We start from the raw sequence: 19,885 nt of genomic DNA, 5'->3' as shown, positions 1-19,885 counted from the left end.
GGCACCATCCGTACCGACACCCTCTACAACGCCACGACTCGGAAAACGTTCCCCGCGAAAGAAGTGACGCGCGTCAACACACGAATGCGGTAACCCTCAGCAGGGCGGCGGAACCTGATCGACCAGTTCTTCGGGCGCCGACAGCCGCCATGCCTCGTAGACCAATTCGTTCAGCTCGTCGGATTCGATACCGTCGAGGTACACCACCACCCAGCCGAATCCCCCGGCCGTGAACTGCACCTCGAAGACGTCGGGCCGCTCGGCCACGAGGGCTTCCTGTTCCGAGAGCGTCTGCTTCAGGCCGACGGTCTGGGTCCGCGGCCAGTAGTAGCCGAACCGCTTCCCGCGCACGCTGAACGACTCCCACTCCTTCGCGTCGGATCGCTCGACGTCGGCGAGCGACTTCAGCATCCGGTGGAACTCGTCACTCGACACGCTCATCGTGAACCCCAAACCCCAGTAACTCCGTCGGCTCCAGTCTAAGGGCCCGGGTGGGCCCGTCTTTTGTGGACGTCGATCGGTAGATTCGCCTCCGGGAGATCCACTCGATCCGGGGAGCTGCGCAATGGACCGACCGGTCACGGCGGCAGAGTTGTTCGACGCCATCGGTTCCGCATACGAAGACGTCTTCGGACGGGCGCCGGCGGTCGACAGGGCGGTGCGGCATCTGCTGGACACGCTGCCGCCGTCGTCGAGGGTGCTCGACATCGGCAGCGGAACCGGCAGGCCCGTGGCCGAGGACCTGTCCTCCGCCGGTCATCGGGTGACCGGGCTCGACGTGTCGCCGGTGATGATCGAACTCGCGCGCGAGCAGGTTCCCGCCGCCACCTTCGTCCACGCCGACGTGCGGGAATGGACCTCGCCGTCCGAGTCGTGGGAGGCCGTCTGCGCCTTTTTCCCGTTCCTCCAGATGCCGCGCAAGGACACCGAAGCCGTGCTCGCCGACATCGCGCGCTGGCTGGTGCCGGGTGGTCTTTTCGCTCTGGTCACCGTTCCGCGTGACGCCGAGGACGTGCCCGCGGAGTTCTTCGGCCGCACCTTCCTCGAGACCAGTTTCGCTCCGGACGACCTCGTCCGGCGGGTCGCGGCAGCCGGGATGGAGGTCACCGGAACCCATTCGGAGCTCTTCACCGCGGACGAGCCGGGGACACCGCCGGAGGAGCACCTGCTGATCCTCGCCAGGCGCCCGGAGTGAGCATGCGGGTCGTCAGCGTGATCACCCCGGTCCACCCGCCGAGCCTGCCGTACTTGGCCGAGGCGTACGAATCCCTCGCCGCACAGGAACTTCCGCCAGGCTGGACCTGGGAATGGCTGGTACAGGAGGACGGCGAGACCGGTCTGCTCGACGGCACCCTCCCTGCGGGCCAGCGCGTGCTGCCCGGGTCGGGGCGCCGCGGCGGCCCCGGAGTCGCGCGGATGATGGCGTTGTCCCGCTCCTCCGGTGAGTTGATCAAGGCGCTCGACGCGGACGACCTCTTGACGCCCGGCGCCCTCGCGCGCGACATCGCGGCGCTGGCGGATCCCGAGATCGACTGGACGACTTGCCGGGTGCTCGACCTCCTTCCCGATGGGACCACGTCAGGCGTCGACAGCGATCCCGAGGAGGGGCGGATCGAACGCGGCGCGATCCTGCGTCACTGGCAGCGCAACGGATACGTATCGTCGGTGGTGGCCGGGACGCTCTGCATCCGTCGCGAGCTGCTGCTGGAACTGGGCGGCTGGATGGCGTTGCCCGCGTCGGAGGACACCGGGCTGATCCTCGCCGCCAACGCCTGCTCCGACGGCTACTTCGTCTCCGCGTGCGGCATGTTCTACCGGAAGTGGGCCGGTCAGGTCACCCGGTCCGCGGCGCACAACGACGACGGCGAACGGCTCGCGCGGATGAGACTGATCGAGGAACGCGCCGAGGTCATGTTGGCACGTCGACGAGGTCGAGCAACGCCTTCGCGCACAGATCCCGGATCTGGTCCCGGGTCAGCTTCCGGTACTTGAGCCAGTCGAGGCAGACCGCGACGACGAAGGCCAGCCAGCCGCGGACGAGCACCCGCAGCGCCTCCGGCGGCTCGCCGTCCGGGCACAGCACCTCGAGGATCCGGCGTCCCTGCTCGGCGAAGTTGTTGTCCAGGACTTCGCGGACGCCGTCGACGGCGATCGACGTGCCCGAGTGCAGTGCCCGGTAGCCGTCCTCGTTGGCTTCGACGTAGCGCAGGTACGCGTCGAGACCGGCCGTCAACTGCTCCGCGACCGGGAGCGTGGGATCCGACTTGGTCATTTCGAGCAGGCGTTCACCCTGCGCCTTGATGACCTCGGTGACGAAGTCCCGTTTCGTCGGGAAGTAGTGGTACAGCAGCCCCCGTGACACCTCGGCGATGTCCGCGACCTGCTCGATCCACACGTCGTCGTACGGCCGCTCGGCGAACAGGCGGGCGCCGATCCGCAGCAGCTGTTCCCGCCGCTCGGCGGTGCTCAGCCTGCTGCGGGGCTTCCCGGAAGTACTTGGCGCCATCCCCGCATCGTACTTACTTGACACGAGTTCAGTAACAGGGCCACGCTCGCTATTGGATGCCGGTTCAACAGTGCACACAGTGCTCATCAGGAGGGGCTCGATGGCCACCGCTCTCCCCCATCCCCCGCGGCGGATCCCGCTGATCGGCGACGTGCTCGGCGTGTCGCCGAAGACGCCGGTCCAGGACTCGATGCGACACGCGGCCGAACTGGGCCCGGTCTTCGAGCGCAAGGTGTTCGGCCGGAGCATCGTGTTCGTCAACGGCGCCGAGATGGTCGCCGACCTCTCCGACGAGAAGCGCTTCGCGAAGCACGTCACGCCCGCGATCTCGAACCTGCGCCCGCTCGGTGGCGACGGACTGTTCACCGCACACAACGAAGAGCCGAACTGGCGGCGCGCGCACGAGATCCTCGCGCCCGCGTTCAGCCGCAACGCCATGCAGCGCTACCACCCGACGATGCTGGCGATCACCCGCGAGCTACTGGACGCGTGGGACACAGGCGGTGAGGTCGACGTCGCGGACGACATGACCAAGCTGACGCTGGAGACCATCGGCCGCACCGGATTCGGCTACAGCTTCTCCTCGTTCGAACGCGCCGAGCCGCACCCATTCGTCGCCGCGATGGTCCGCACGCTGCGGCACGCGCAGCGAAGGGCGATCCAGCCGCCGGTCATCGGCCCGCTGCTCAGCCGCAAGGCGAGTCGGCGCGACGAAGCCGACCTGGCATTCCTCCACTCGGTCGTCGCCGACGTCATCGAGGCGCGCCGCAACGATCCGAGCACCGAAGACCTGCTCGGTCTCATGCTGAATACCACGCAGCCGAGCACAGGCGAAGCGCTGGACGAGGACAACATCCGGCACCAGATCATCACCTTTCTCGTGGCCGGGCACGAAACCACGTCGGGCGCGCTGTCGTTCGCGCTGTACTACCTCGCCAGGAATCCGGACGTCCTGGCCCGCGCTCAGTCCGAAGTGGACAAGGTCTGGGGCGAGAACCCGGACCCGTCCTACGAGGAAGTCGCGAAGCTCCGCTACGTCCGGCGAGTGCTGGACGAAGCGCTCCGGCTCTGGCCGACGGCGCCCGCGTTCGCGCGGCAGGCCCAGGTGGACACCGTCGTCGGCGGCGAGTACCGAATGCGGAAGGGGCAGTGGGCGCTCGTCCTCATCCCGGCCCTGCACCGCGATCCCGTTTGGGGAGACGATCCCGAGTCGTTCGACCCGGACCGTTTCTCCCCGGAACGCAACCGTGCCCGCCCGGCGCACGTGTACAAACCCTTCGGCACCGGCGAGCGGGCCTGCATCGGGCGGCAGTTCGCCCTGCATGAGGCGACGCTGGTGCTCGGCATGCTGCTGAGCCGGTACGAACTGCGCGGCGACCCGTCCTATCGCCTGAAGGTGCAGGAGCTGCTGACCCTCAAGCCGGAGGGCTTCAAACTGCGGGTCTCGCTCCGCGACCGCGCGGCGGTGTCCGCCTAGGGCTTGAGCACCGTGTCGAAAAGGGCGTCCACCAGGGTGCGCGGGACGCTCGCGCCCGTCAGGGCCCGGTAGACGATCGGGCCGGCGACGGCGTCGAGTGCGGCGTCGAGGTCCAGCGTGGTCGAGACGTCGCCGGACTCGATGCCGCGCGCCAGAAGGTCGCGTTCCAGTTCGCGGCGCGGGCCGAGATAACGGTCGTGAAGGCGCTTGGCGGTTTCCGGGCTGTGCTGCGCCTCGGCGATGAGCGCGAGCAGGACCTTGCCCGCCGGGTCGCGGGTGACGAACCGCGCGAAGCCGCGGAAGTAGCCACGGATACCGCCCTCCGCCGGGATCGGGAAGCGCTTCTCACTGTCCTCGATGAGCGTGTCGAGGAGGATCTCGACCTTCGAGGGCCACCAGCGGTAGATCGTCTGTTTGGCGACGCCCGCCCGGCGCGCGATCGCCTCGATGGTCAGCCGCGCGAAGCCGTGCTCGACGAGCAGGTCGTCCGCGGCATGGAGCACGGCCAGGCGGGCGGCCTCGTCGCGCTGATTGCCGGAGCGCGCCCTGCGGGGCTGCGAATTCACGGCTGGCATGCGGCCACACTACCGGTCAGCGCGGCCGTGTCCGGGCGACAGGCCCCGTGCTACTGTCTAGACGCAACGTCTCGTCTATTCAAAATCCCGTCACGAAGGAGTTTTCGTGTCCGACACATCCGAACGTCAGGCTCTCGTCATCGGCGCTTCGCGTGGCCTGGGGCTGGTCCTCGCCGAGGAGCTGACCCGGCGCGGCCGGCAGGTCATCGCCACGGCGCGCCGAAGCGGGGGCGACCTACAGCGGAAGGCCGACACATCGAGAGGGCGTCTGCGGGTCGAGTCACTGGAGATGACCAATACCGAGCAGCTCGCCGCCCTGCGGGACCGGCTCGACGGCACCAAGCTCGACCTGCTCTTCGTCAACGCCGCGATCGACCGGGGGAACCTGCCGATCACGGAGGTCTCGGCCGAGACCTTCGCCGAAGTCATGATCACCAACGCGCTGAGCCCGCTGCGCACCCTTGAAGCGCTTCGCGATCTGGTGGTACCCGGCGGCACCGTCGCGGTCATGTCGTCCAGGCAGGGCAGTATCTCCCTGAACACGAGGCCGGGATTCGAGGCGTACAGGGCCAGCAAGGCCGCGCTCAACCAGCTGATGCGCAGCTACGCCACCAGGTACGCCGAAGACGGGCACACCAAGCTCCTCGTGCACCCCGGCCACAACCAGACGCCGCTCGGCGGCCCCGGCGCTCCCCTCTCGCCCGAGGAGAGCATGCCCGCCGTCGTCGACGTCCTCGAAGCCCAGGCCGGCGCGCCAGGGCTCCAGTTCCTTGATCTCCACGGCAAGGTCGTGCCCTGGTAAGTCACATCTCCGCTCCGGGATCCGTCAGTGCGGTGAAAGCAAGACGGAAGCCCCTGAGGAGAACGACCATGGAATCCCGCATCCCGAACCCCGCCCTCGCGAACCCCGCCACCCTGAAGGCCTTGATCGCGCTGGCGGAGTCGACCGGCGACACCGGTGTCCCGAACACCACGCACTACCTCATGCACGTCCGCGCGAGCCAGATCAACGGATGCAGCGGCTGTCTGGAGATGCACACCAAGGAACTGCGCAAGGCGGGCGAATCCGACGAGCGGATCTTCACCGTGGCGGCGTGGCGCGACACCGCCTACTTCACCGACGCCGAACGGGCGGCGCTCGCGCTGGCGGAGGCCATCACCCGCATCGCGGACCGGGCCGACCCGGTCGACGACGAGGTCTGGAACGAGGCGGCCCGTCATTACGACGAAAAGCAGCTCTCGAGCCTTGTCCTGTCCATCGCCGCCATCAACACCTGGAACCGGCTCAACGTCGCCACCCGGCAGATCGCCGGCGCCGCCTGAGCGGCCTACTCGGCCTGCCGTAACTCCACACAGCACTCGGCCGCGCCGGGAACGAGGGCCGCCTCCACGTTCCCGGCGCGCACGCCGTTCAGGAAACCGGTCAGGAAGGCCTGATTGATCCCGCAGACCAGCTCCGGAGCCTCCGCGGCCAGCGGATGGAACGGGCAGTTCCGCAGCCGGACGCAGGTCCTGCTGTCCCGGCTCGGCTCGAAGCCGTAGCGGCGAAGCACCCCTTCGGCCACGGTGAGCGCGCGTTCCGTGCCGAGCCTGCCGGGACGTGTTCGCGTTCGTTCCTCCTCGCCTGCCGCGAAACCGCGCTCCCCCGCGACCCTCAGCACGGCTTCCCTCGCGGTCTCGCCGCTTCCTTCGGCGAGCACGGCCTCGGCGAGGATGCCCGCCAGGATCTCGTGACGCCGGACGGGAAGCTGCACCTGGATGGCCTCGTCGACGGGTTCGTAAACCTTCGGCCTGCGCCCCACCTTCACCACCGGACCGGCCGAGAAACCGAATCTGAGCAGCCCGGCCGCCACGAGTTTGTCGAGATGGAAGGCGGCGAGCTTGCGCGAGATCCCGACGGCCGCCGCCGCTTCGTCGCGCGTGACAGGACGCCTCGCGCGCCGGGCGTAGGCGTACATGCCGCGACGGAGGTCGTCGTCGAGTGCCGCCACCGCGGCGATGGCGGGGGCGTCGAGGCCGTCCGGGTCGGGCAGGTCGGGCGGATGGGGCACTGTCACGTTCACCACGATATCGCCTATCTCAACCGGCGGAACATTCTGGACTGCCGATCTACCATGTACGATGAGCCGCGGGGTGGCAAAACACCCAAAAGACTTGGTTAAATTCACTGGGGATCGCGGTTCAGCCTAGGAGGCCCAATGTCCACTCCCGCCTTGCGCGTCGTGCACGAATCCGGGCCGGGGCCGGATCTGGTGGCGGCCGAGGCCGCGGCCGCCGATCTCCTCACCGCACTGGGCATTTCGCTGGACTCCGAGAGCCTCCGCGGCACGCCGGGCCGGATGGCGCGCGCGTACGCCGAGCTGTTCACCCCCAGGCCGTTCGACCTCACGACCTTCCCCAACGACGAGGGCTACGACGAAATCGTCCTCGCCAGGGGGATCCCGGTCCGATCCGTCTGCGAACACCACCTGCTGCCGTTCGTCGGGGTCGCGCACGTGGGATATCTGCCGGGAGAGCGGATCCTCGGTCTGTCCAAGCTGGCCAGGATCGTCGAGCACTTCGCCTGCCGTCCGCAGGTTCAGGAACGGCTCACGAAGCAGGTCGCCGACTGGCTCGAAGAGCAGCTCGAACCGCGTGGCGTCGGCGTGGTGATCGAGGCGGAGCATTCGTGCATGACGTTGCGCGGGGTCCAGGCCGTCGGATCGAGCACCGTCACCTCGACCCTGCTCGGCACGCTCCGTGAAGACGCCCGTTCGCGCAGTGAGTTCTTCGCCCTCACCGGTATCAACGGCTGACCGTGGGCTCTTGCGCGTAGGCCGCGGAGACGACCTCGCGGTCGAACACCCGCCAGGTGAGCGCGGAAACGATCACCGCCACCACGAAACCGGCCCAGTACGGCGTCGTCAGCCCGAACTTCGCCGCCGCCGCCCCGCCGAGCACCGCACCCACGCAGTTGCCGCCCGCGATGACGAACAGGCTGGTGCTGCCGACCCGGCCCAGCATGTCGGGCGGGGTGAGCCGCTGGCGCAGGGAACTGCCGACGATTCCCCACAGGGCGCCGTGTACCCCGAACAGGAACAGGATCACCCCGACCACCGGCGCGCTCGTGCTCGTCGCGAGCACCAGATGGGTCCCGGCTTCGATCAGCAGGCCGATCCTCAACGTCCAGGTCGGCGTGCACCAGGCGATCAGCCGGTCCCCCGCGATGGAGCCGAGTAGCCCGCCCACCGCCATGCAGGTGAAGAGCAGGCCGTAACCGACGGAACCCAGCTGGAGTCGTTCCTTCGCGAGCAGGACGAGGACCGAGGTGGCCGCGACGAGCGTCAGGTTCAGCATCCCGATCAACCCGATCATGGTCCGCAGCAGACGCTGACCGGCGAGCCAGCGGAACCCTTCGGCCACCTCCGACCGCATCGACCGGCGCGCGACCGGCGCGCCGTCGCCGGGCCGCGGCCGGTACGCGCCCGCGATCAACCCGAGCAGCAGCGCGCTGACGGCGTACGTACCGGCGTTGACGTAAAATGGGATGCTCGCCGCGACGCCGAACAGGAATCCGCTCAGCGGCCCCGAGAGCATGCCGTGGGTCAGTGTCGTCCCGGCGTAGAGCCGCCCGTTCGCCCGCTCCAGCAACGCTTTCGGGACGATCGAGGGCAGCATCGCCCCGCTTGCCGTCCGGAACACGACCTCGCTCGCGTTGATCACGAAGAGGACGGCGTACAGCAACGCGATGCTGACGTTCCCCATCGAGATCGCGACGGCCAGCAGCGCGACGGCGGGGACACGGATCCAGTCGAGGGTGATCATCAGCTTGCGCCGGTCCACCCGGTCGACCAGCACGCCGCCCGGCAGCGAGAAGAGCAGCCAAGGCAGCCACGCCACCGCGAACCCGCCCGAGACCACGAGCGGTTCATCGGTGCGGGAAGCGATCAGCAACGGCGCCGCCACCGTCGCGAGACCGCTGCCCAGCGCGGACGTCGTACTCGCCGCCCAGAGCTTCGCGTACCTGCCGTCGAGCCGCTCCTCCGCCATGAGATCAACGTAGCGACCGGTGACCGAACGGATGCGGAGTTTCACCCACAGCTGAGCGACTGCCCCCAAGGCCGTGTCCTGTGAGTCTGTTCGATGGGCTTCGTGATCCAGGTGGTTCCTGGCGGTGCGGGCGGGTCGGCCTCGTACCGGGTCGTACTCGGCCGAGCCCGCCCGTGCCGTCAGGGACCACCTGGGCGCGAAGACCGCGAACACGACTTGCAGGACACGGCCTAGACTGCTCTTCCGTTCGGCCTTGGGAGGGGAGCACGGATGGTGCTGGTGCGCGACGTCGATCCGTCGGTTCTGCTGATGAACAAGGCACCAGGCGAGAAACCAGGGGCTTATCTGCCCAGGGACATCGACGGCCCGCTCAGGTCGGCGCTCGCGACCACGCCGTTCACCCTCCTCGTCCACGAGGTCTACTCGGGTGCGAGGCGATCGGCCTTGGAAGCCTTGACGATGATGTACGCCGGAACGGAACTGGTCGTCGAGCCGGAGCTCGACGAGCTCGTGACGGACCGGCACGACGGCGACGCGGTGCTCTGGCTCGACCGGAAGCTGCCCCAGACCCTCGGCCGCGACCCCGCCGCGGTGGCCAAGTGGCTGGACCGGGATCCTCGGCGCCGGATTCTGGGGCTGGTGGGCGAAAGCCAGTACGACCATCCCGAACTGCGTGCGGCGATCGATCGCCTCGGGCCGACCGTCCTGCACATCGGCCCGGATCTCTCCACCGGCGAACGGGCGGACGCCGAAGAGATGTTCCCCGGCTCGGGGCCCATCCGCACGATCGACGAGATCGCGGGCACGCGAAGTTCTGCCGGTTCCAAAAGCATGGATCGGGACCCCTTCCCCACTCACCTCGCGGACTACCGGCCCGACACCGACGACGGCGTCGACCGCCTCGGCATCGGTCCCGACGTGCGCATGCTCGCCGACCTGGTGGTCTCCCGGATGATCACCCCTCCCCTGTCGATCGGCCTGTTCGGCAGCTGGGGTTCGGGCAAGAGCTTCTTCATGCGCCAGATGCAACTGCGCGTCCGCGAGCTCGCCGATTCCGCGCGGACGGCCGAGACCGAGGCGGGTACGCACGGGAAGTCCGTGTCCTCCTACTGTTCGAGTGTCCGCCAGATCAGCTTCAACGCCTGGCACTACAGCGAAGCGAACCTCTTGGCCAGCCTCGCCACGCATATCTTCGACAACCTCGCCGCGAGCGGCGCCGAGAACGACCTTCAGCGCCAGGCCGACCTGCTCGCCGAACGCCGCAAGACGGAGAAAACGCTGCTCGGCAGGCTGAGCGCGGTCCGCCTCGAACGCAGAACCCTGACGGCCCGGCAAAAACAGGCGAACCGGAGGCGACGGAAGCCGCGTGAGTACGTCCGCGCGGTCTTCGAGAGCCTCACCGAAGCCGACAAGGCGTGGATCGCGGCCAGGATCGGTGTCGACCAGCCGACCGCCGAAGACCTCGAACGGCTGGCCCAGGAAACCGGCGGCCTGCGTTCGGACGTCGCCGAATTCTGGCGACGACTGCGCCAGGATCCGGTTCCGTTGCTGGTCCTGATCGGCGGACTGGTGACGGTACTGGTCGTCACGTTGCTCGTCGGACGCTCGCAGGTGTCCGGCGTGCTCGGCGGGCTCACCGTGGTGAGCTCCGCGCTGACCGTCGTCCTGCGGATGCGGGCCAGCGCGGACCGGATCCATCAGGCGCTCGACAAACTCGGCGGCCCGTCCGAAGAGGACGAAGAGACCGAACGGCGGCTCGCCGAGCTGGACGCCGAATCCGACCGGCTCGAAAAGGCGGTCGCCGACCTCGCGCCCGGCCTGGACCTCGTGTCGTTCGCCGAATCCCGGGTTTCGGACTACGTCGAGCATCTGGGCGTGGTCTCCTTGCTGCGCAAGGATCTCGAGACGTTCGCGACCATGCTCGCCGAGGTGCCGCACGGTTCGGGAAAGATCGAACGGACCGTGCTGTACATCGACGACCTCGACCGCTGCCCGCCAAGGGTTGTCGTCCAGGTCCTCGAAGCCATCCATCTCCTGCTGGCGCTGCCGGTGTTCGTCGTCGTGGTGGGCGTCGACTCCCGCTGGCTCAAGAAGGCCGTCGAGCAGCACTACGAGGAGATGCTCGGCGACGACCCCGAATCGTTCGCCGAGAGCTACCTCGAGAAGATCTTCCAGGTGCCGTTCACGTTGTCCCCCATGGACGATCCAGGGTTCGCGGGGCTCGTGCGCGGGCTCGCCGACACCGAGGCCCCCGACGCCACTCCGGTGCCGGCCCCCGCCGGAACGGATCGGGCCATCGGCGGCCGTCCTCCCCTGGCCGTGGTCGCATCGTCTCCTCACGCGGAAGCGCCGAAACCGTCGTCCGAACAGTCCACAATAGACGTTCGACCTCCTCGACTGGTGATCTCACAGGCGGAATTGGATTTCCTGCCGACGCTGGCCCCGCTCGTCCGGTCCCCGCGGGCCGCGAAGAGACTGCTGAACCTGTACCGCCTGCTGCGGGCGCGCTTCGCCGGTACGGAACTGGCCAGCTTCCTTGCCGACGGTGACCGCGAGGCACCGTTCCGCGCGGTGTTGGTGCTGCTCGCGGTCCACGTCGGAGATCCGGACGCCATCCGGTGGTTCGCCGATCTCGAGGGGACCGACCCCGACGACAAGGCCCTCGACCTCGTGTCGTCGATGAACGACCACGAACTGCGGCCGAAGCTCGAACGCGGCCTGTCCGGCGAAGCGTGGCCGCTGCTGGCCGCGTCCTATCGACGCTGGTTGCCGTTGGTGAACCGGTTCTCGTTCGCCCGCGACGCCTGATCCCGCGAGCGTTCGATGTCGGGCCCCCGGTAGAGCCGTTCCGGGATCCGCGCCAGCGTCGACGGATGGACCTGCGGGCCGAGGCCGTAGAGCTTCTGGAAGCTCATGATCAGCGGCCGCCACCGGTCGGGGTCGATCCGGTCTTCGGTGCCCGGCATCCGCACGTCGTCGTGGACGTGGACGCGCTGCACGCGGACCTCGAACACGAGGACGCCGCCGCGTTGTGCCGGGTCGTCCTCCGCCAGCGGGTGGACGGCCTCGACGACGGCCTCCATCGTCACCGGGCATTCCGCGACACGCGGCGGCCGGACCGTCTCCGAAGGGACCGGGGTGAGCCCGGCACGGGCGAACTTGTCGGGTTCGTGCCGGTAGCCGCGTTCGTACTTGCGGGCCGGGACGGGATCCGATCCGGTGGTCAGCGCCAGCCGGTCGACGGCGGCCGCCAGGGCGTCGGAAGGGAGATTCAGAACACATTCACGGTTGCGCATGAGATTCTGCGCCGTCTTCGCTTTCGCGCCCAGCCCGAGCATGCCTCGCCAGCCGAGCCAGAACGCCGACGACATCGGCGCCAGGTTCGGGGTGCCCGCCTGGTCGACCGTCGAAAGGAGCACCACCGGGGTGCCGAAGTACAGGATTCCCGGCTCGATACGGGTGTGCGCGGCCTCGGCCGCCGTCGTAGTAGCTGTCACGTTCGCCAGCTTCGCCGTGTCGCGCGCCGGAGACTGGCGTGAATCGGACGTCGCGATCAACTCCGTCGGCGGACGGCTTCGCGCGGCCAAAGCGCTTACCCTTTCCGAGGTGCCCTCCTGGGCACGCGATCGTTCGGAGTATTGCGTTCGGCCGATTGCTGGTAAGTTCGCCGAACTCGAACGACGAAGGAGGCCCCGGCAGCGGCCCGGTCAACACCCGAACGCGCGTGGTGAGGCGAATCGCATGCGAGACGATGTGGTCCAGGCGAGCTCGATTCTGGGGCATTCCCCCGGCCAGGTTTGGGAAGTGATCGGCGATCCCCAGTCCTACTCGAGGTTCGTCGCGGAGATCAGCTGGTGCGAGATCCAGCGCCCCGCCGAACGCGGGCGCGGTCCGAAATGCCTCGTCCGGCTGGAGCCGCGGCCGGGAACACTCGTCGTCGGTGACATCGAAGCCCGCGTCTGGCGGCCGGGCGAACACGTCGTCTGGTGCGGCGTCGAGAACGACGGAATCTGGGTCTCGGTCGAGCTGCGGCAGGCTTCCGGCGGCGGCACCGAACTCACCGCGCAACTGATGCTTCCGCCACCGCACGCCGGTCTGGTGTCCGCCGCGTCCTTCAAACGCACCGTCCGCGCGACGGCCCGCCGGATCGATCTGCACCTTTCGGGCCGGGCGGCGTCGCCCCAGGATGAACCGGCGCACACCAAGGCCACCACCCTGCACACGGCGAGCACACTGATCAAGGCCGGGGTACTCGCGGCCGCGCGCCCGGACAAGATCGCGCGGCAGCTCACCTCGTTGTCGCAATGGGGGGCCACAGTCGCCGGTGGCTACTCGGCCAACGCCGCCCGCGTACCCGACGAAGTCGCGTTGCACGACGAGCGCAACGTCCGGACGTTCAAGCAGGCGGCCGATCGCAGCAACCAGCTCGCGAACGCGCTCGCGGCACGCGGAGTGCGCGCCCGCGACCGGATCGCCCTGCTGTGCCGGAACCACGCCGCGATGGTCGAGTCGCTGATCGCGTGCAGCAAACTCGGCGTGGACGCGATCCTGCTCAACACCGGGCTTTCCGCCGGCGCGGTCGCGGACGTGATCGGGCTGCACAAACCCGTCGCGGTGCTCGCCGACGACGAGTTCTCGCGGATCATCGCCGGAATCCCCGGCGATTTCCTGCGGCTGTCCACCTGGCCGGAGACCGAGAACGGCTATCCGACGATCGATCAGCTGATCGCCGGGGTGCCCGCCACCAAACTCAAACCGGTGGACCGGATCGGGAGGCTCGTCGTCCTCACGTCCGGCACCTCGGGTACCCCCAAGGGCGCGCGCCGCCCGACCCCGAAAGGGCTGTCGACGTCGGCCGCCATGCTCGACCGTATCCCCCTCCACTCCGGAGACCGGTTCGTGGTGGCCGCGCCGCTGTTCCACAGTTGGGGGCTCGCCGGGATGCAGATCGGGATGGCCGTGCGCGCCTCCTTGTCGCTGATCCGCCGGTTCGACGCCGAGGAGATACTGCGGACCATCGCCGAACATCGCTGCGGTGTGCTGTTCGCCGTGCCCATCATGTTGCAGCGCATCCTCGATCTGCCGGAACGGATCCGCGCCCGCTACGACCTGTCGTCACTGCGGATCGTCGCCAGCAGCGGATCCGCGCTGCCGGGCACGATCGTCACCGAGTTCATGGACACCTTCGGCGACGTGCTCTACAACTTCTACGGCTCCACGGAGGTTTCGTGGGCCAGCATCGCCACGCCCGAAGACTTGCGCGCCGCGCCGACCACCGCCGGCCGCTGCCCGCCCGGCACCCGCGTCGCCATCCTCGACGACGACCACGATCGTGTCCCGCCGGGCTGGGAGGGACAGATCTTCGTCGGCAACGACATGCTTTTCGAGGGCTACACCGACGGTGCCAGCGTGCCCCGCGCGGAGAACCTGATGGCGACCGGCGACGTCGGCTACCAGGACGCCGCCGGACGGCTCTTCGTCACCGGCCGGGCGGACGAGATGATCGTGTCCGGTGGGGAGAACGTGTCCCCTCGCCCGGTCGAGGAGGCCATCGTCGCCCTGCCCGGCGTCCACGAAGCCGCGGTGATCGGCGTGCCGGATCGCGAGTTCGGGCAACGGTTCGCGGCGTACATCGTGCCGAAACGCGGCGCCCACATGAGCGCGGACGACGTCCGCGCCTACATCCACCACCGGCTGGCCCGCTTCGCGGTTCCGCGGGACGTGTACTTCGTCGAGGAGCTGCCCCGGAACGCGACCGGCAAAGTGCTCAAGCGGTTGCTGCGGGACGAAACCTGGCCGATCGATCAGTAGCATGCCGCTCCCGCAGGAGAAACCGCTGGATCTTCCCGCTGGGAGTCTTCGGCAATTCCGGCACGAAGTGGACCTCACGCGGGTAGGCGTGCGCGGCGAACCGGGTCTTCACCAGCTGCTGCAAGTCGGCCACCAATGCGGTGTCCGCGGAAACGCCGTCCCTCGCCACCACGTACGCCACGACCACCTCGCCGCGCAACGCGTCCGGAACGCCGACGACGGCGCATTCCGCCACCGCGGAATGCCGCTGCAGAACGCTTTCCACGTCGAACGGGCCGATTCGGTAGCCCGCCATCAGGATGACGTCGTCGTCCCGCGAAGCGAAGGTCAAGTAACCGTCGGCGTCCTTGGCGGCCACGTCGCCGGTGTAGTACCAGCGGCCGTCTGGGCTGAAACGGGCGGCGGAGTGCTCGGGCGCGTCGCGGTAACCCCGGAACCACACCAGCGGGCTCGCCGGGAGATCCACGGCGACGCGTCCCCGTTCTCCCGGCTCCGCCACCACGTCGGCGTCTTCACGAAGGACCTCGACCGCGAAGCCCGGCAGGACACGCCCCATCGAGCCGGGTTTGACCTCCGCACGAAGGTCCGGATGCCACGCGTTGCCCACCACCATGCCGAGTTCCGTCTGTCCATAGTGGTCGTAAACGCAGACGCCGAGCTTCGACGACGCCCAGTCCAGGACATCCGGCGTCAACGGTTCCCCCGCCGACGAGCAGTGCCGCAGCCGGAGACCCTCCGGCACCGGGGCGGCCGAGTTCCGGAGCGCGCGATACACCGTCGGAGCGGCGGCGAAGTTGGTGACACCGAACCGCTCCAGCACCGCCCACGTCAGTTCGGCGGAGAATCCCGCGTGCAGCAACAGACTCCGCCTGCCGGTCGCCATCGGCGTCATGATCGCGTAGTACAGACCGTAGGCCCAGCCCGGGTCGGCGGCGTTCCAGAAGACGTCGTCGGCGCGGACGTCGAGCGCGAAGTCTTGGTACGCCTGGAAACCCGCGAGCGCGCGGAGCGGAATCGGGACGGCCTTGGGCGTTCCCGTGGTCCCGGAGGTGAACAGCTCGACCAAGACCCCGAACCCACCGGTCACCACGGCTCCCCGCAGCGGCGCCGCGTCGGCCAGCAGCTCCTGGAACGACAGATCGCCCGCCTCGCCGTCACCGACGACCACGATCCGCCGCGAAGGGTCGTCCGGCAGATCGGCGGACGGCGTCAGCTTCGAACGCTGACCGGCGTCGGCGATGACGACCTTCGTGTCGTTGCCGGTGACGCGCAGCGCGATGGCGGGCGGCGCGAACGCGGTGAACAGCGGGACGTGCACCGCGCCCAGCCGCCAGATCGCCAGCAGCGCCACGACCAGCTCCGCCGACTTGCCCATCAACGTCGCGACCCGGTCTCCCGTCCCGACCCCGAGGCCGGCCAGTGCCCCGGCGAAGCGTTCCGACTGTTCGCGCAGTTCGCCGTAGGTGAGATCGCGGCTGGTCAGATCCGCTTCGACCACGGTGAACGCGACCGCTTCCGCCGGATGCCGATCGCACAACAGCGTCGCCGCGCAGGCCCGCTCGTCGTCGTAGACCTCGAGCAACCGCCGGACGTGGGCTTCGGTCATGGTTTCTCCCGGGACGTTGACGAAGGCGTACAGTTCCGGAAATCGTGCGGGCGGGCCCGATCCGTCCACCACCCCCGATCGAGGGGGATCACCGAGGAGGGTGAGCCGATGCCGGTCGACGACGCCCAGCTGCTCGGCGCGGTCTCGGACCTGCGCCGGGACACCGGCCTGCCGGTCGGCTTCGCCGGGATCGCCGGCGCCTCACCTCGGATGCGGCTGACCGCGTTCCTCGGCAACCGCGGCACCGCGCTGAACGGCCTGTCCGTCCGCGCGGGCTGCGGCCTCGGAGGCAAGGCCCTCGCGCTGACCCGGCCGGTGGTCGCCAACGACTACCACAGCGCCACCACGATCAGTCACGACTACGACGAGCCGGTTCGCGACGAGGGCATCCACTCGGTGGTCGCGATTCCCGTCGTCGTACGACGCCGGGTCCGCGCCGTCCTCTACGGAGGCCTGCGCGACGAAGCCACCCTGTCCGACCGGACGATCACCGCCGCCCTGCACGCGGCGCGCGATCTCGAACAGACCTTGGCCGTCGAGGACGAGATCGAGCGGCGGCTGGCGGAAGCACGGCCGTTGGCGAAGCATCGCGAGGAGGCCGCACCGCGCGAACGGCTGCGCGAGGTCTACGGCGAGCTCCGGGCACTCTCCGGCCAGATCGCCGACGGCGTTCTCCGTGACCGTCTCGACGCGTTGTGCGACGACCTCACCGGCGTCGCTTCCCCGGTGGTGCGCCTGGCGCCCAGGGAACTGGACACCGTCGCGCTCGTCGCACTCGGCCTGACGAACGCCGAGATCGCGCACCGGCTGGGGCTGACCGCGGAGACGGTCAAGAGTTACCTGCGGGACGCGATGCGCAAGCTCGACGCGACCTCCCGGTTGCAGGCCGTCACGCACGCGCGGCGGATCGGCCTGCTCCCCTGACTCAGGACGGCGGCGGCAACGGTGACACCGAGGAGATGCAGTACTTGTCGGCGCCTTCCCGCCGGACCTCCATGGTCGTGGTGAAGTTCTCTTCGTAGTTCAGCGTTCCGGACATGGTCACCGAGATCAGGTCCGGCCCCACCTGCTTCGGCTCCTCGGCCTTCAGCGACGCGTTCCGGTCGCCGAAGGCCTTCGCCGCGGCCCGGATCTTGTCCTTCGAATCCGCGCAGGCCGATTCGGCGGCCTTGGCGGGCTCGTCACCGAACACCGCGAGCACGAACTTGCCCGCCAGCACCGGACCCCAATTGAGGTGCAGCGGGGCCTGCGTCGCGCCCGCCGACTTCGAGGACTTGCTGTCGCTCAGCAGGAATCCGGGCGCCACGAAGGCGAGGATCACGAAGACGACCACCAGGAGCGCGCCACCACCGGCGATCAGCCCGATCAGGAGGCCGTTGCCCTTCTTCGGCGGCTGCTGTCCCGGGTACTGCGGCCCGCCGTAGCCTGGCGGCGGGTAGCCCTGCTGCGGGTACTGCTGCTGGGGGTACTGCGCCTGGGGGTACTGCTGCTGGGGATGTGGTTGCTGGGGCTGGCCCTGCTGCCACTGCGGCCCTTGCGGGTACGACATCGATGCTTCCTTCCCCCGAGCAACCTGTGCGCGAGGAATCTACCGTCCCCTTCGGACAGTCGGAAACCGGCTCCGCCGCAGGTCGGGCCTCGTGAGTGGTAGGACTGCCCGGTCTCAGGCAGGTACGCATGTGGCGGCCTTGGTCGCAGGTCCGTGAAGGCCTCCTTGAGGGACCCAGAGTCCCTCAAGGAGGCCTTCACGGACCGCGTTTGAAAACCGTCCTTACCACTCACGAAGCCCCTAGGATCGGTCCATGAGACGACTGGCCGTGGTGGTCTTCAACGGGGCGTCGCTCGGCGCGATGTCCTTCGCGTTCGGCGTGTTCGAGATGGCTTCGGCCTTCGGGGAACTGCCCGACCTCGAACTGAAGGTGGTCGGAGGCGAACCGGGGACAGCGCTGCGAGGCGGCGGGCTGACCGTGCCGGTCCCCGAAGACCTCGGCGCGGTCCGGGACGCGGATCTGGTGCTGGTCCCGAACTGGCGGTCCCCCATGGAGGATCCGCCCGAAGCCGCGCTGGAGGCGCTCCGCGCGGCGCACGATCGAGGGGCCCGGGTCGCCGGGCTGTGCAGCGGCGCCTTCGTCCTGGCCGCGGCCGGATTGCTCGACGGACGCCCCGCGACCACGCACTGGGCGATGGCCCCGCTGCTCGCCGCCCGGTTCCCTGCCGTCCTCCTCGACGAATCGGTGCTCTACATCGACGACGGCGACATCCTGACCGCGGGTGGCGGCGCGGCGGGGATGGACCTCGGCCTGCACCTGATCCGCTCGTGGTGCGGCGCGGAGGTGGCGAACCGGCTGGCGAAGGGCATGGTCGTCCCGCCGCACCGGCCCGGCGGGCAGTCTCAGTACATCGAGTCGCCGATGCCGGAACTCGACGAGGGCGACCCGGTGTCGGAGACGATGGCCTGGGCGCTGACCCGGCTGGACACGGCGCTCCCGGTCGACGAACTCGCCAGGCGGGCGCATATGAGCAGGCGCAACTACGATCGCCGGTTCCGTGAGATCACCGGTGCCGCGCCCGGCACGTGGCTCACCCACCAGCGCGTCATCCGCGCGCAGCAGTTGCTCGAATCCACCGATCTCCCGGTCGACGAGATCGCCAGGTACTGCGGATTCTCCTCGTCCGCCGCGCTTCGCCCGCATTTCCGGCGGCAGGTCGGGGTCACGCCGGTGTCCTACCGGGAGACGTTCGGGACCAGGCTGGCCGTGCCCGAACCCATGCTGTCCTGAAACCGACCCCGGTTGGCGAAAACACCGCTCACGCCCGGTGCCTCGGCCCGGCCACGATCGAGGCATGACCGAAGACAGCCGTTCCTTTCTCAACCGCCGCTCCATGCTCACCCTCGGCGCGGGGGCCGCGGCCGCGCTGGTGGCCTCGGGTGGCATCGCCGAGGCCGGCCAGTCCGGCGCCCCGGGCGACGCGGAACTCGCCCGCTCCCTCCCCGGCGGGTTCCGTAGCGAATACGCCCACGTCAACGGGACCCGGCTGCACTACGTCGCCGGTGGCCGGGGCGAGCCGCTGATCCTGCTGCCTGGCTGGCCAGAGACGTGGTGGCAGTACCGCAAGGTCATGCCGGAGCTGGCGAAGCGGTACCGCGTCATCGCCGTCGACCTGCGGGGCATGGGCGGTTCGGGCAAACCCCAAGGCGGGTACGACAAGAAGACGATGGCCCGCGACATCTTCGAACTCCTGCGCACGCTGGGCCTCCGGCAGGCGCATATCGCCGGGCACGACATCGGTGCCATGGTCGCGTTCGCCTTCGCCGCCAACCATCCCGAGGCGACGAAGACCGTCACGCTCATGGACGTCTCGCATCCCGACGAAAGCCTGTACCAGCTCCCCATGCTGGCTCCGCCCGGGCAACCGGTGAACGTCTGGTGGTTCGCCTTCAACCAGGTCGTGACCCTGCCCGAACAGCTGCTGGCCGGCCGGTCGCGTTTTCTCGTCGACTGGATGTTCGACCATCTCGCGGCCGACCCGGCCTCGATCGGGGCCAGGGACCGGGCGATCTACGCCGCCGCGTACGACCGCCCGGACGCGATCCGCGCCGGGAACGGCTGGTACCAGGCGTTCGGTACGGACATCGAAGATCAGAAGGCCTACGCGAAGATCACCGCCCCGATGCTGGGCCTGGGCTCCGAGTTCAACTACGACTACCTCGCCGCGGTCCTGCCGACCAAGGCGGTCGACGTCCGGGTGCGGAAGGTCTCCGGTTCCGGGCACTTCGTCGCGGAGGAGCAGCCGCGGACGGTCATCGACGAGCTGCGGACCTTCCTCGGCTGAGGCGCCTACCCCGAATGGGTCAACGCCGCCCGCCGAACGGACCGATT

19 protein-coding genes are annotated in these 19,885 nt (G+C 69.0%); 11 read left to right on the top strand and 8 right to left on the bottom strand.

Features of this window, described 5'->3' with window-relative positions; translation table 11 throughout:
* Nucleotides 1–96 precede the first annotated feature (96 nt).
* Nucleotides 97–441: an MmcQ/YjbR family DNA-binding protein gene (locus tag ACLJQ7_RS00500; protein ID WP_125683301.1), complete on the bottom strand. Its 345-nt coding sequence runs from the start codon at nucleotides 439–441 to the stop codon at nucleotides 97–99.
* A 124-nt stretch (nucleotides 442–565) separates the two neighbouring features.
* Here ACLJQ7_RS00500 and ACLJQ7_RS00495 point away from each other — a divergent pair, with 124 nt between their 5' ends.
* Both ACLJQ7_RS00495 and ACLJQ7_RS00490 read left to right on the top strand, forming a co-directional pair.
* Nucleotides 566–1,195 (top strand): class I SAM-dependent DNA methyltransferase, encoded by a 630-nt coding sequence (locus ACLJQ7_RS00495; RefSeq protein ID WP_410646081.1) that lies wholly within the window; start codon nucleotides 566–568, stop codon nucleotides 1,193–1,195.
* Between the two features lie 2 nt (nucleotides 1,196–1,197).
* Nucleotides 1,198–1,992 carry a glycosyltransferase family 2 protein gene (locus tag ACLJQ7_RS00490; RefSeq protein ID WP_410646080.1) on the top strand — a complete coding sequence of 265 codons (795 nt, stop codon included), beginning with the start codon at nucleotides 1,198–1,200 and terminating at the stop codon, nucleotides 1,990–1,992.
* Here ACLJQ7_RS00490 and ACLJQ7_RS00485 read toward each other — a convergent pair.
* The gene (locus ACLJQ7_RS00485) at nucleotides 1,910–2,506 is read right to left on the bottom strand and encodes a TetR/AcrR family transcriptional regulator (RefSeq protein ID WP_410646079.1); all 597 of its coding nucleotides are present in this window, start codon (nucleotides 2,504–2,506) and stop codon (nucleotides 1,910–1,912) included. The two genes, ACLJQ7_RS00490 and ACLJQ7_RS00485, sit on opposite strands and share 83 nt — an antisense overlap.
* A gap of 100 nt (nucleotides 2,507–2,606) precedes the next feature.
* On the opposite strand from ACLJQ7_RS00485, the gene ACLJQ7_RS00480 reads away from it, so the two are divergent.
* Nucleotides 2,607–3,983, top strand: coding sequence for a cytochrome P450 (locus ACLJQ7_RS00480; RefSeq protein ID WP_410646078.1), 1,377 nt, complete (start codon nucleotides 2,607–2,609; stop codon nucleotides 3,981–3,983).
* On the opposite strand, the gene ACLJQ7_RS00475 is transcribed toward ACLJQ7_RS00480, so the two are convergent.
* Complete coding sequence (locus ACLJQ7_RS00475; RefSeq protein WP_410646077.1) at nucleotides 3,980–4,558, bottom strand: TetR/AcrR family transcriptional regulator; 579 nt, start codon at nucleotides 4,556–4,558, stop codon at nucleotides 3,980–3,982. The genes ACLJQ7_RS00480 and ACLJQ7_RS00475 overlap by 4 nt on opposite strands.
* Before the next feature lie 106 nt (nucleotides 4,559–4,664).
* On the opposite strand from ACLJQ7_RS00475, the gene ACLJQ7_RS00470 reads away from it, so the two are divergent.
* Nucleotides 4,665–5,360, top strand: coding sequence for an SDR family NAD(P)-dependent oxidoreductase (locus ACLJQ7_RS00470; protein WP_410646076.1), 696 nt, complete (start codon nucleotides 4,665–4,667; stop codon nucleotides 5,358–5,360).
* A 68-nt stretch (nucleotides 5,361–5,428) separates the two neighbouring features.
* Nucleotides 5,429–5,881 carry a carboxymuconolactone decarboxylase family protein gene (locus tag ACLJQ7_RS00465; protein WP_410646075.1) on the top strand — a complete coding sequence of 151 codons (453 nt, stop codon included), beginning with the start codon at nucleotides 5,429–5,431 and terminating at the stop codon, nucleotides 5,879–5,881.
* Nucleotides 5,882–5,886: 5 nt separating this feature from the next.
* On the opposite strand, the gene ACLJQ7_RS00460 is transcribed toward ACLJQ7_RS00465, so the two are convergent.
* A complete protein-coding gene (locus ACLJQ7_RS00460) occupies nucleotides 5,887–6,624 on the bottom strand; it encodes a helix-turn-helix transcriptional regulator (RefSeq protein WP_410646074.1) in 738 nt (245 codons plus the stop codon).
* Nucleotides 6,625–6,756: 132 nt separating this feature from the next.
* On the opposite strand from ACLJQ7_RS00460, the gene folE reads away from it, so the two are divergent.
* The gene (gene folE, locus ACLJQ7_RS00455) at nucleotides 6,757–7,353 is read left to right on the top strand and encodes a GTP cyclohydrolase I FolE (RefSeq protein ID WP_410646073.1); all 597 of its coding nucleotides are present in this window, start codon (nucleotides 6,757–6,759) and stop codon (nucleotides 7,351–7,353) included.
* Here folE and ACLJQ7_RS00450 read toward each other — a convergent pair.
* The gene (locus ACLJQ7_RS00450) at nucleotides 7,343–8,587 is read right to left on the bottom strand and encodes an MFS transporter (protein WP_410646072.1); all 1,245 of its coding nucleotides are present in this window, start codon (nucleotides 8,585–8,587) and stop codon (nucleotides 7,343–7,345) included. The two genes, folE and ACLJQ7_RS00450, sit on opposite strands and share 11 nt — an antisense overlap.
* Before the next feature lie 270 nt (nucleotides 8,588–8,857).
* Between ACLJQ7_RS00450 and ACLJQ7_RS00445 the strand changes: the two genes are divergently transcribed.
* Nucleotides 8,858–11,395: a P-loop NTPase fold protein gene (locus tag ACLJQ7_RS00445; protein WP_410646071.1), complete on the top strand. Its 2,538-nt coding sequence runs from the start codon at nucleotides 8,858–8,860 to the stop codon at nucleotides 11,393–11,395.
* On the opposite strand, the gene ACLJQ7_RS00440 is transcribed toward ACLJQ7_RS00445, so the two are convergent.
* Nucleotides 11,341–12,009, bottom strand: coding sequence for a flavin reductase family protein (locus ACLJQ7_RS00440; protein WP_410646985.1), 669 nt, complete (start codon nucleotides 12,007–12,009; stop codon nucleotides 11,341–11,343). The two genes, ACLJQ7_RS00445 and ACLJQ7_RS00440, sit on opposite strands and share 55 nt — an antisense overlap.
* Before the next feature lie 319 nt (nucleotides 12,010–12,328).
* On the opposite strand from ACLJQ7_RS00440, the gene ACLJQ7_RS00435 reads away from it, so the two are divergent.
* Entirely contained in the window at nucleotides 12,329–14,398 is a 2,070-nt protein-coding gene (locus ACLJQ7_RS00435) for an AMP-binding protein (RefSeq protein WP_410646070.1), read from the top strand.
* Here the strand turns inward: ACLJQ7_RS00435 and ACLJQ7_RS00430 are convergent.
* Nucleotides 14,355–16,004: an AMP-binding protein gene (locus ACLJQ7_RS00430; protein ID WP_410646069.1), complete on the bottom strand. Its 1,650-nt coding sequence runs from the start codon at nucleotides 16,002–16,004 to the stop codon at nucleotides 14,355–14,357. The two genes, ACLJQ7_RS00435 and ACLJQ7_RS00430, sit on opposite strands and share 44 nt — an antisense overlap.
* A 108-nt stretch (nucleotides 16,005–16,112) precedes the next feature.
* Between ACLJQ7_RS00430 and ACLJQ7_RS00425 the strand changes: the two genes are divergently transcribed.
* The gene (locus ACLJQ7_RS00425; RefSeq protein ID WP_410646068.1) at nucleotides 16,113–16,928 is read left to right on the top strand and encodes a response regulator transcription factor; all 816 of its coding nucleotides are present in this window, start codon (nucleotides 16,113–16,115) and stop codon (nucleotides 16,926–16,928) included.
* 1 nt (nucleotide 16,929) lies between these two features.
* Here ACLJQ7_RS00425 and ACLJQ7_RS00420 read toward each other — a convergent pair whose 3' ends face one another.
* Nucleotides 16,930–17,553, bottom strand: coding sequence for a hypothetical protein (locus ACLJQ7_RS00420; RefSeq protein WP_410646067.1), 624 nt, complete (start codon nucleotides 17,551–17,553; stop codon nucleotides 16,930–16,932).
* 253 nt (nucleotides 17,554–17,806) lie between these two features.
* Between ACLJQ7_RS00420 and ACLJQ7_RS00415 the strand changes: the two genes are divergently transcribed.
* Nucleotides 17,807–18,784 carry a GlxA family transcriptional regulator gene (locus ACLJQ7_RS00415; RefSeq protein WP_410646066.1) on the top strand — a complete coding sequence of 326 codons (978 nt, stop codon included), beginning with the start codon at nucleotides 17,807–17,809 and terminating at the stop codon, nucleotides 18,782–18,784.
* A 64-nt stretch (nucleotides 18,785–18,848) separates the two neighbouring features.
* The gene (locus ACLJQ7_RS00410; protein ID WP_410646065.1) at nucleotides 18,849–19,838 is read left to right on the top strand and encodes an alpha/beta fold hydrolase; all 990 of its coding nucleotides are present in this window, start codon (nucleotides 18,849–18,851) and stop codon (nucleotides 19,836–19,838) included.
* The last annotated feature ends 47 nt before the right edge of the window (nucleotides 19,839–19,885 follow it).

Source organism: Amycolatopsis sp. cmx-4-54 (assembly GCF_046548895.1).
Taxonomy (GTDB): domain Bacteria; phylum Actinomycetota; class Actinomycetes; order Mycobacteriales; family Pseudonocardiaceae; genus Amycolatopsis.
The sequence above is the reverse complement of the archived record's forward strand: the minus strand, read 5'-3'. Positions and strand labels throughout refer to the sequence as shown.

Bases quoted from the DNA above. Each gene is read 5' to 3' on its own strand.
- ACLJQ7_RS00415 (WP_410646066.1), top strand. From the start codon at position 17,807: ATGAGACGACTGGCCGTGGTGGTCTTCAACGGGGCGTCGCTCGGCGCG.
- ACLJQ7_RS00445 (WP_410646071.1), top strand. From the start codon at position 8,858: ATGGTGCTGGTGCGCGACGTCGATCCGTCGGTTCTGCTGATGAACAAG.
- ACLJQ7_RS00410 (WP_410646065.1), top strand. From the start codon at position 18,849: ATGACCGAAGACAGCCGTTCCTTTCTCAACCGCCGCTCCATGCTCACC.
- ACLJQ7_RS00475 (WP_410646077.1), bottom strand. From the start codon at position 4,558: ATGCCAGCCGTGAATTCGCAGCCCCGCAGGGCGCGCTCCGGCAATCAG.
- ACLJQ7_RS00465 (WP_410646075.1), top strand. From the start codon at position 5,429: ATGGAATCCCGCATCCCGAACCCCGCCCTCGCGAACCCCGCCACCCTG.
- ACLJQ7_RS00485 (WP_410646079.1), bottom strand. From the start codon at position 2,506: ATGGCGCCAAGTACTTCCGGGAAGCCCCGCAGCAGGCTGAGCACCGCC.
- ACLJQ7_RS00425 (WP_410646068.1), top strand. From the start codon at position 16,113: ATGCCGGTCGACGACGCCCAGCTGCTCGGCGCGGTCTCGGACCTGCGC.
- ACLJQ7_RS00490 (WP_410646080.1), top strand. From the start codon at position 1,198: ATGCGGGTCGTCAGCGTGATCACCCCGGTCCACCCGCCGAGCCTGCCG.
- ACLJQ7_RS00430 (WP_410646069.1), bottom strand. From the start codon at position 16,004: ATGACCGAAGCCCACGTCCGGCGGTTGCTCGAGGTCTACGACGACGAG.
- ACLJQ7_RS00500 (WP_125683301.1), bottom strand. From the start codon at position 441: ATGAGCGTGTCGAGTGACGAGTTCCACCGGATGCTGAAGTCGCTCGCC.
- ACLJQ7_RS00495 (WP_410646081.1), top strand. From the start codon at position 566: ATGGACCGACCGGTCACGGCGGCAGAGTTGTTCGACGCCATCGGTTCC.
- ACLJQ7_RS00435 (WP_410646070.1), top strand. From the start codon at position 12,329: ATGCGAGACGATGTGGTCCAGGCGAGCTCGATTCTGGGGCATTCCCCC.
- folE (WP_410646073.1), top strand. From the start codon at position 6,757: ATGTCCACTCCCGCCTTGCGCGTCGTGCACGAATCCGGGCCGGGGCCG.
- ACLJQ7_RS00420 (WP_410646067.1), bottom strand. From the start codon at position 17,553: ATGTCGTACCCGCAAGGGCCGCAGTGGCAGCAGGGCCAGCCCCAGCAA.
- ACLJQ7_RS00480 (WP_410646078.1), top strand. From the start codon at position 2,607: ATGGCCACCGCTCTCCCCCATCCCCCGCGGCGGATCCCGCTGATCGGC.
- ACLJQ7_RS00450 (WP_410646072.1), bottom strand. From the start codon at position 8,587: ATGGCGGAGGAGCGGCTCGACGGCAGGTACGCGAAGCTCTGGGCGGCG.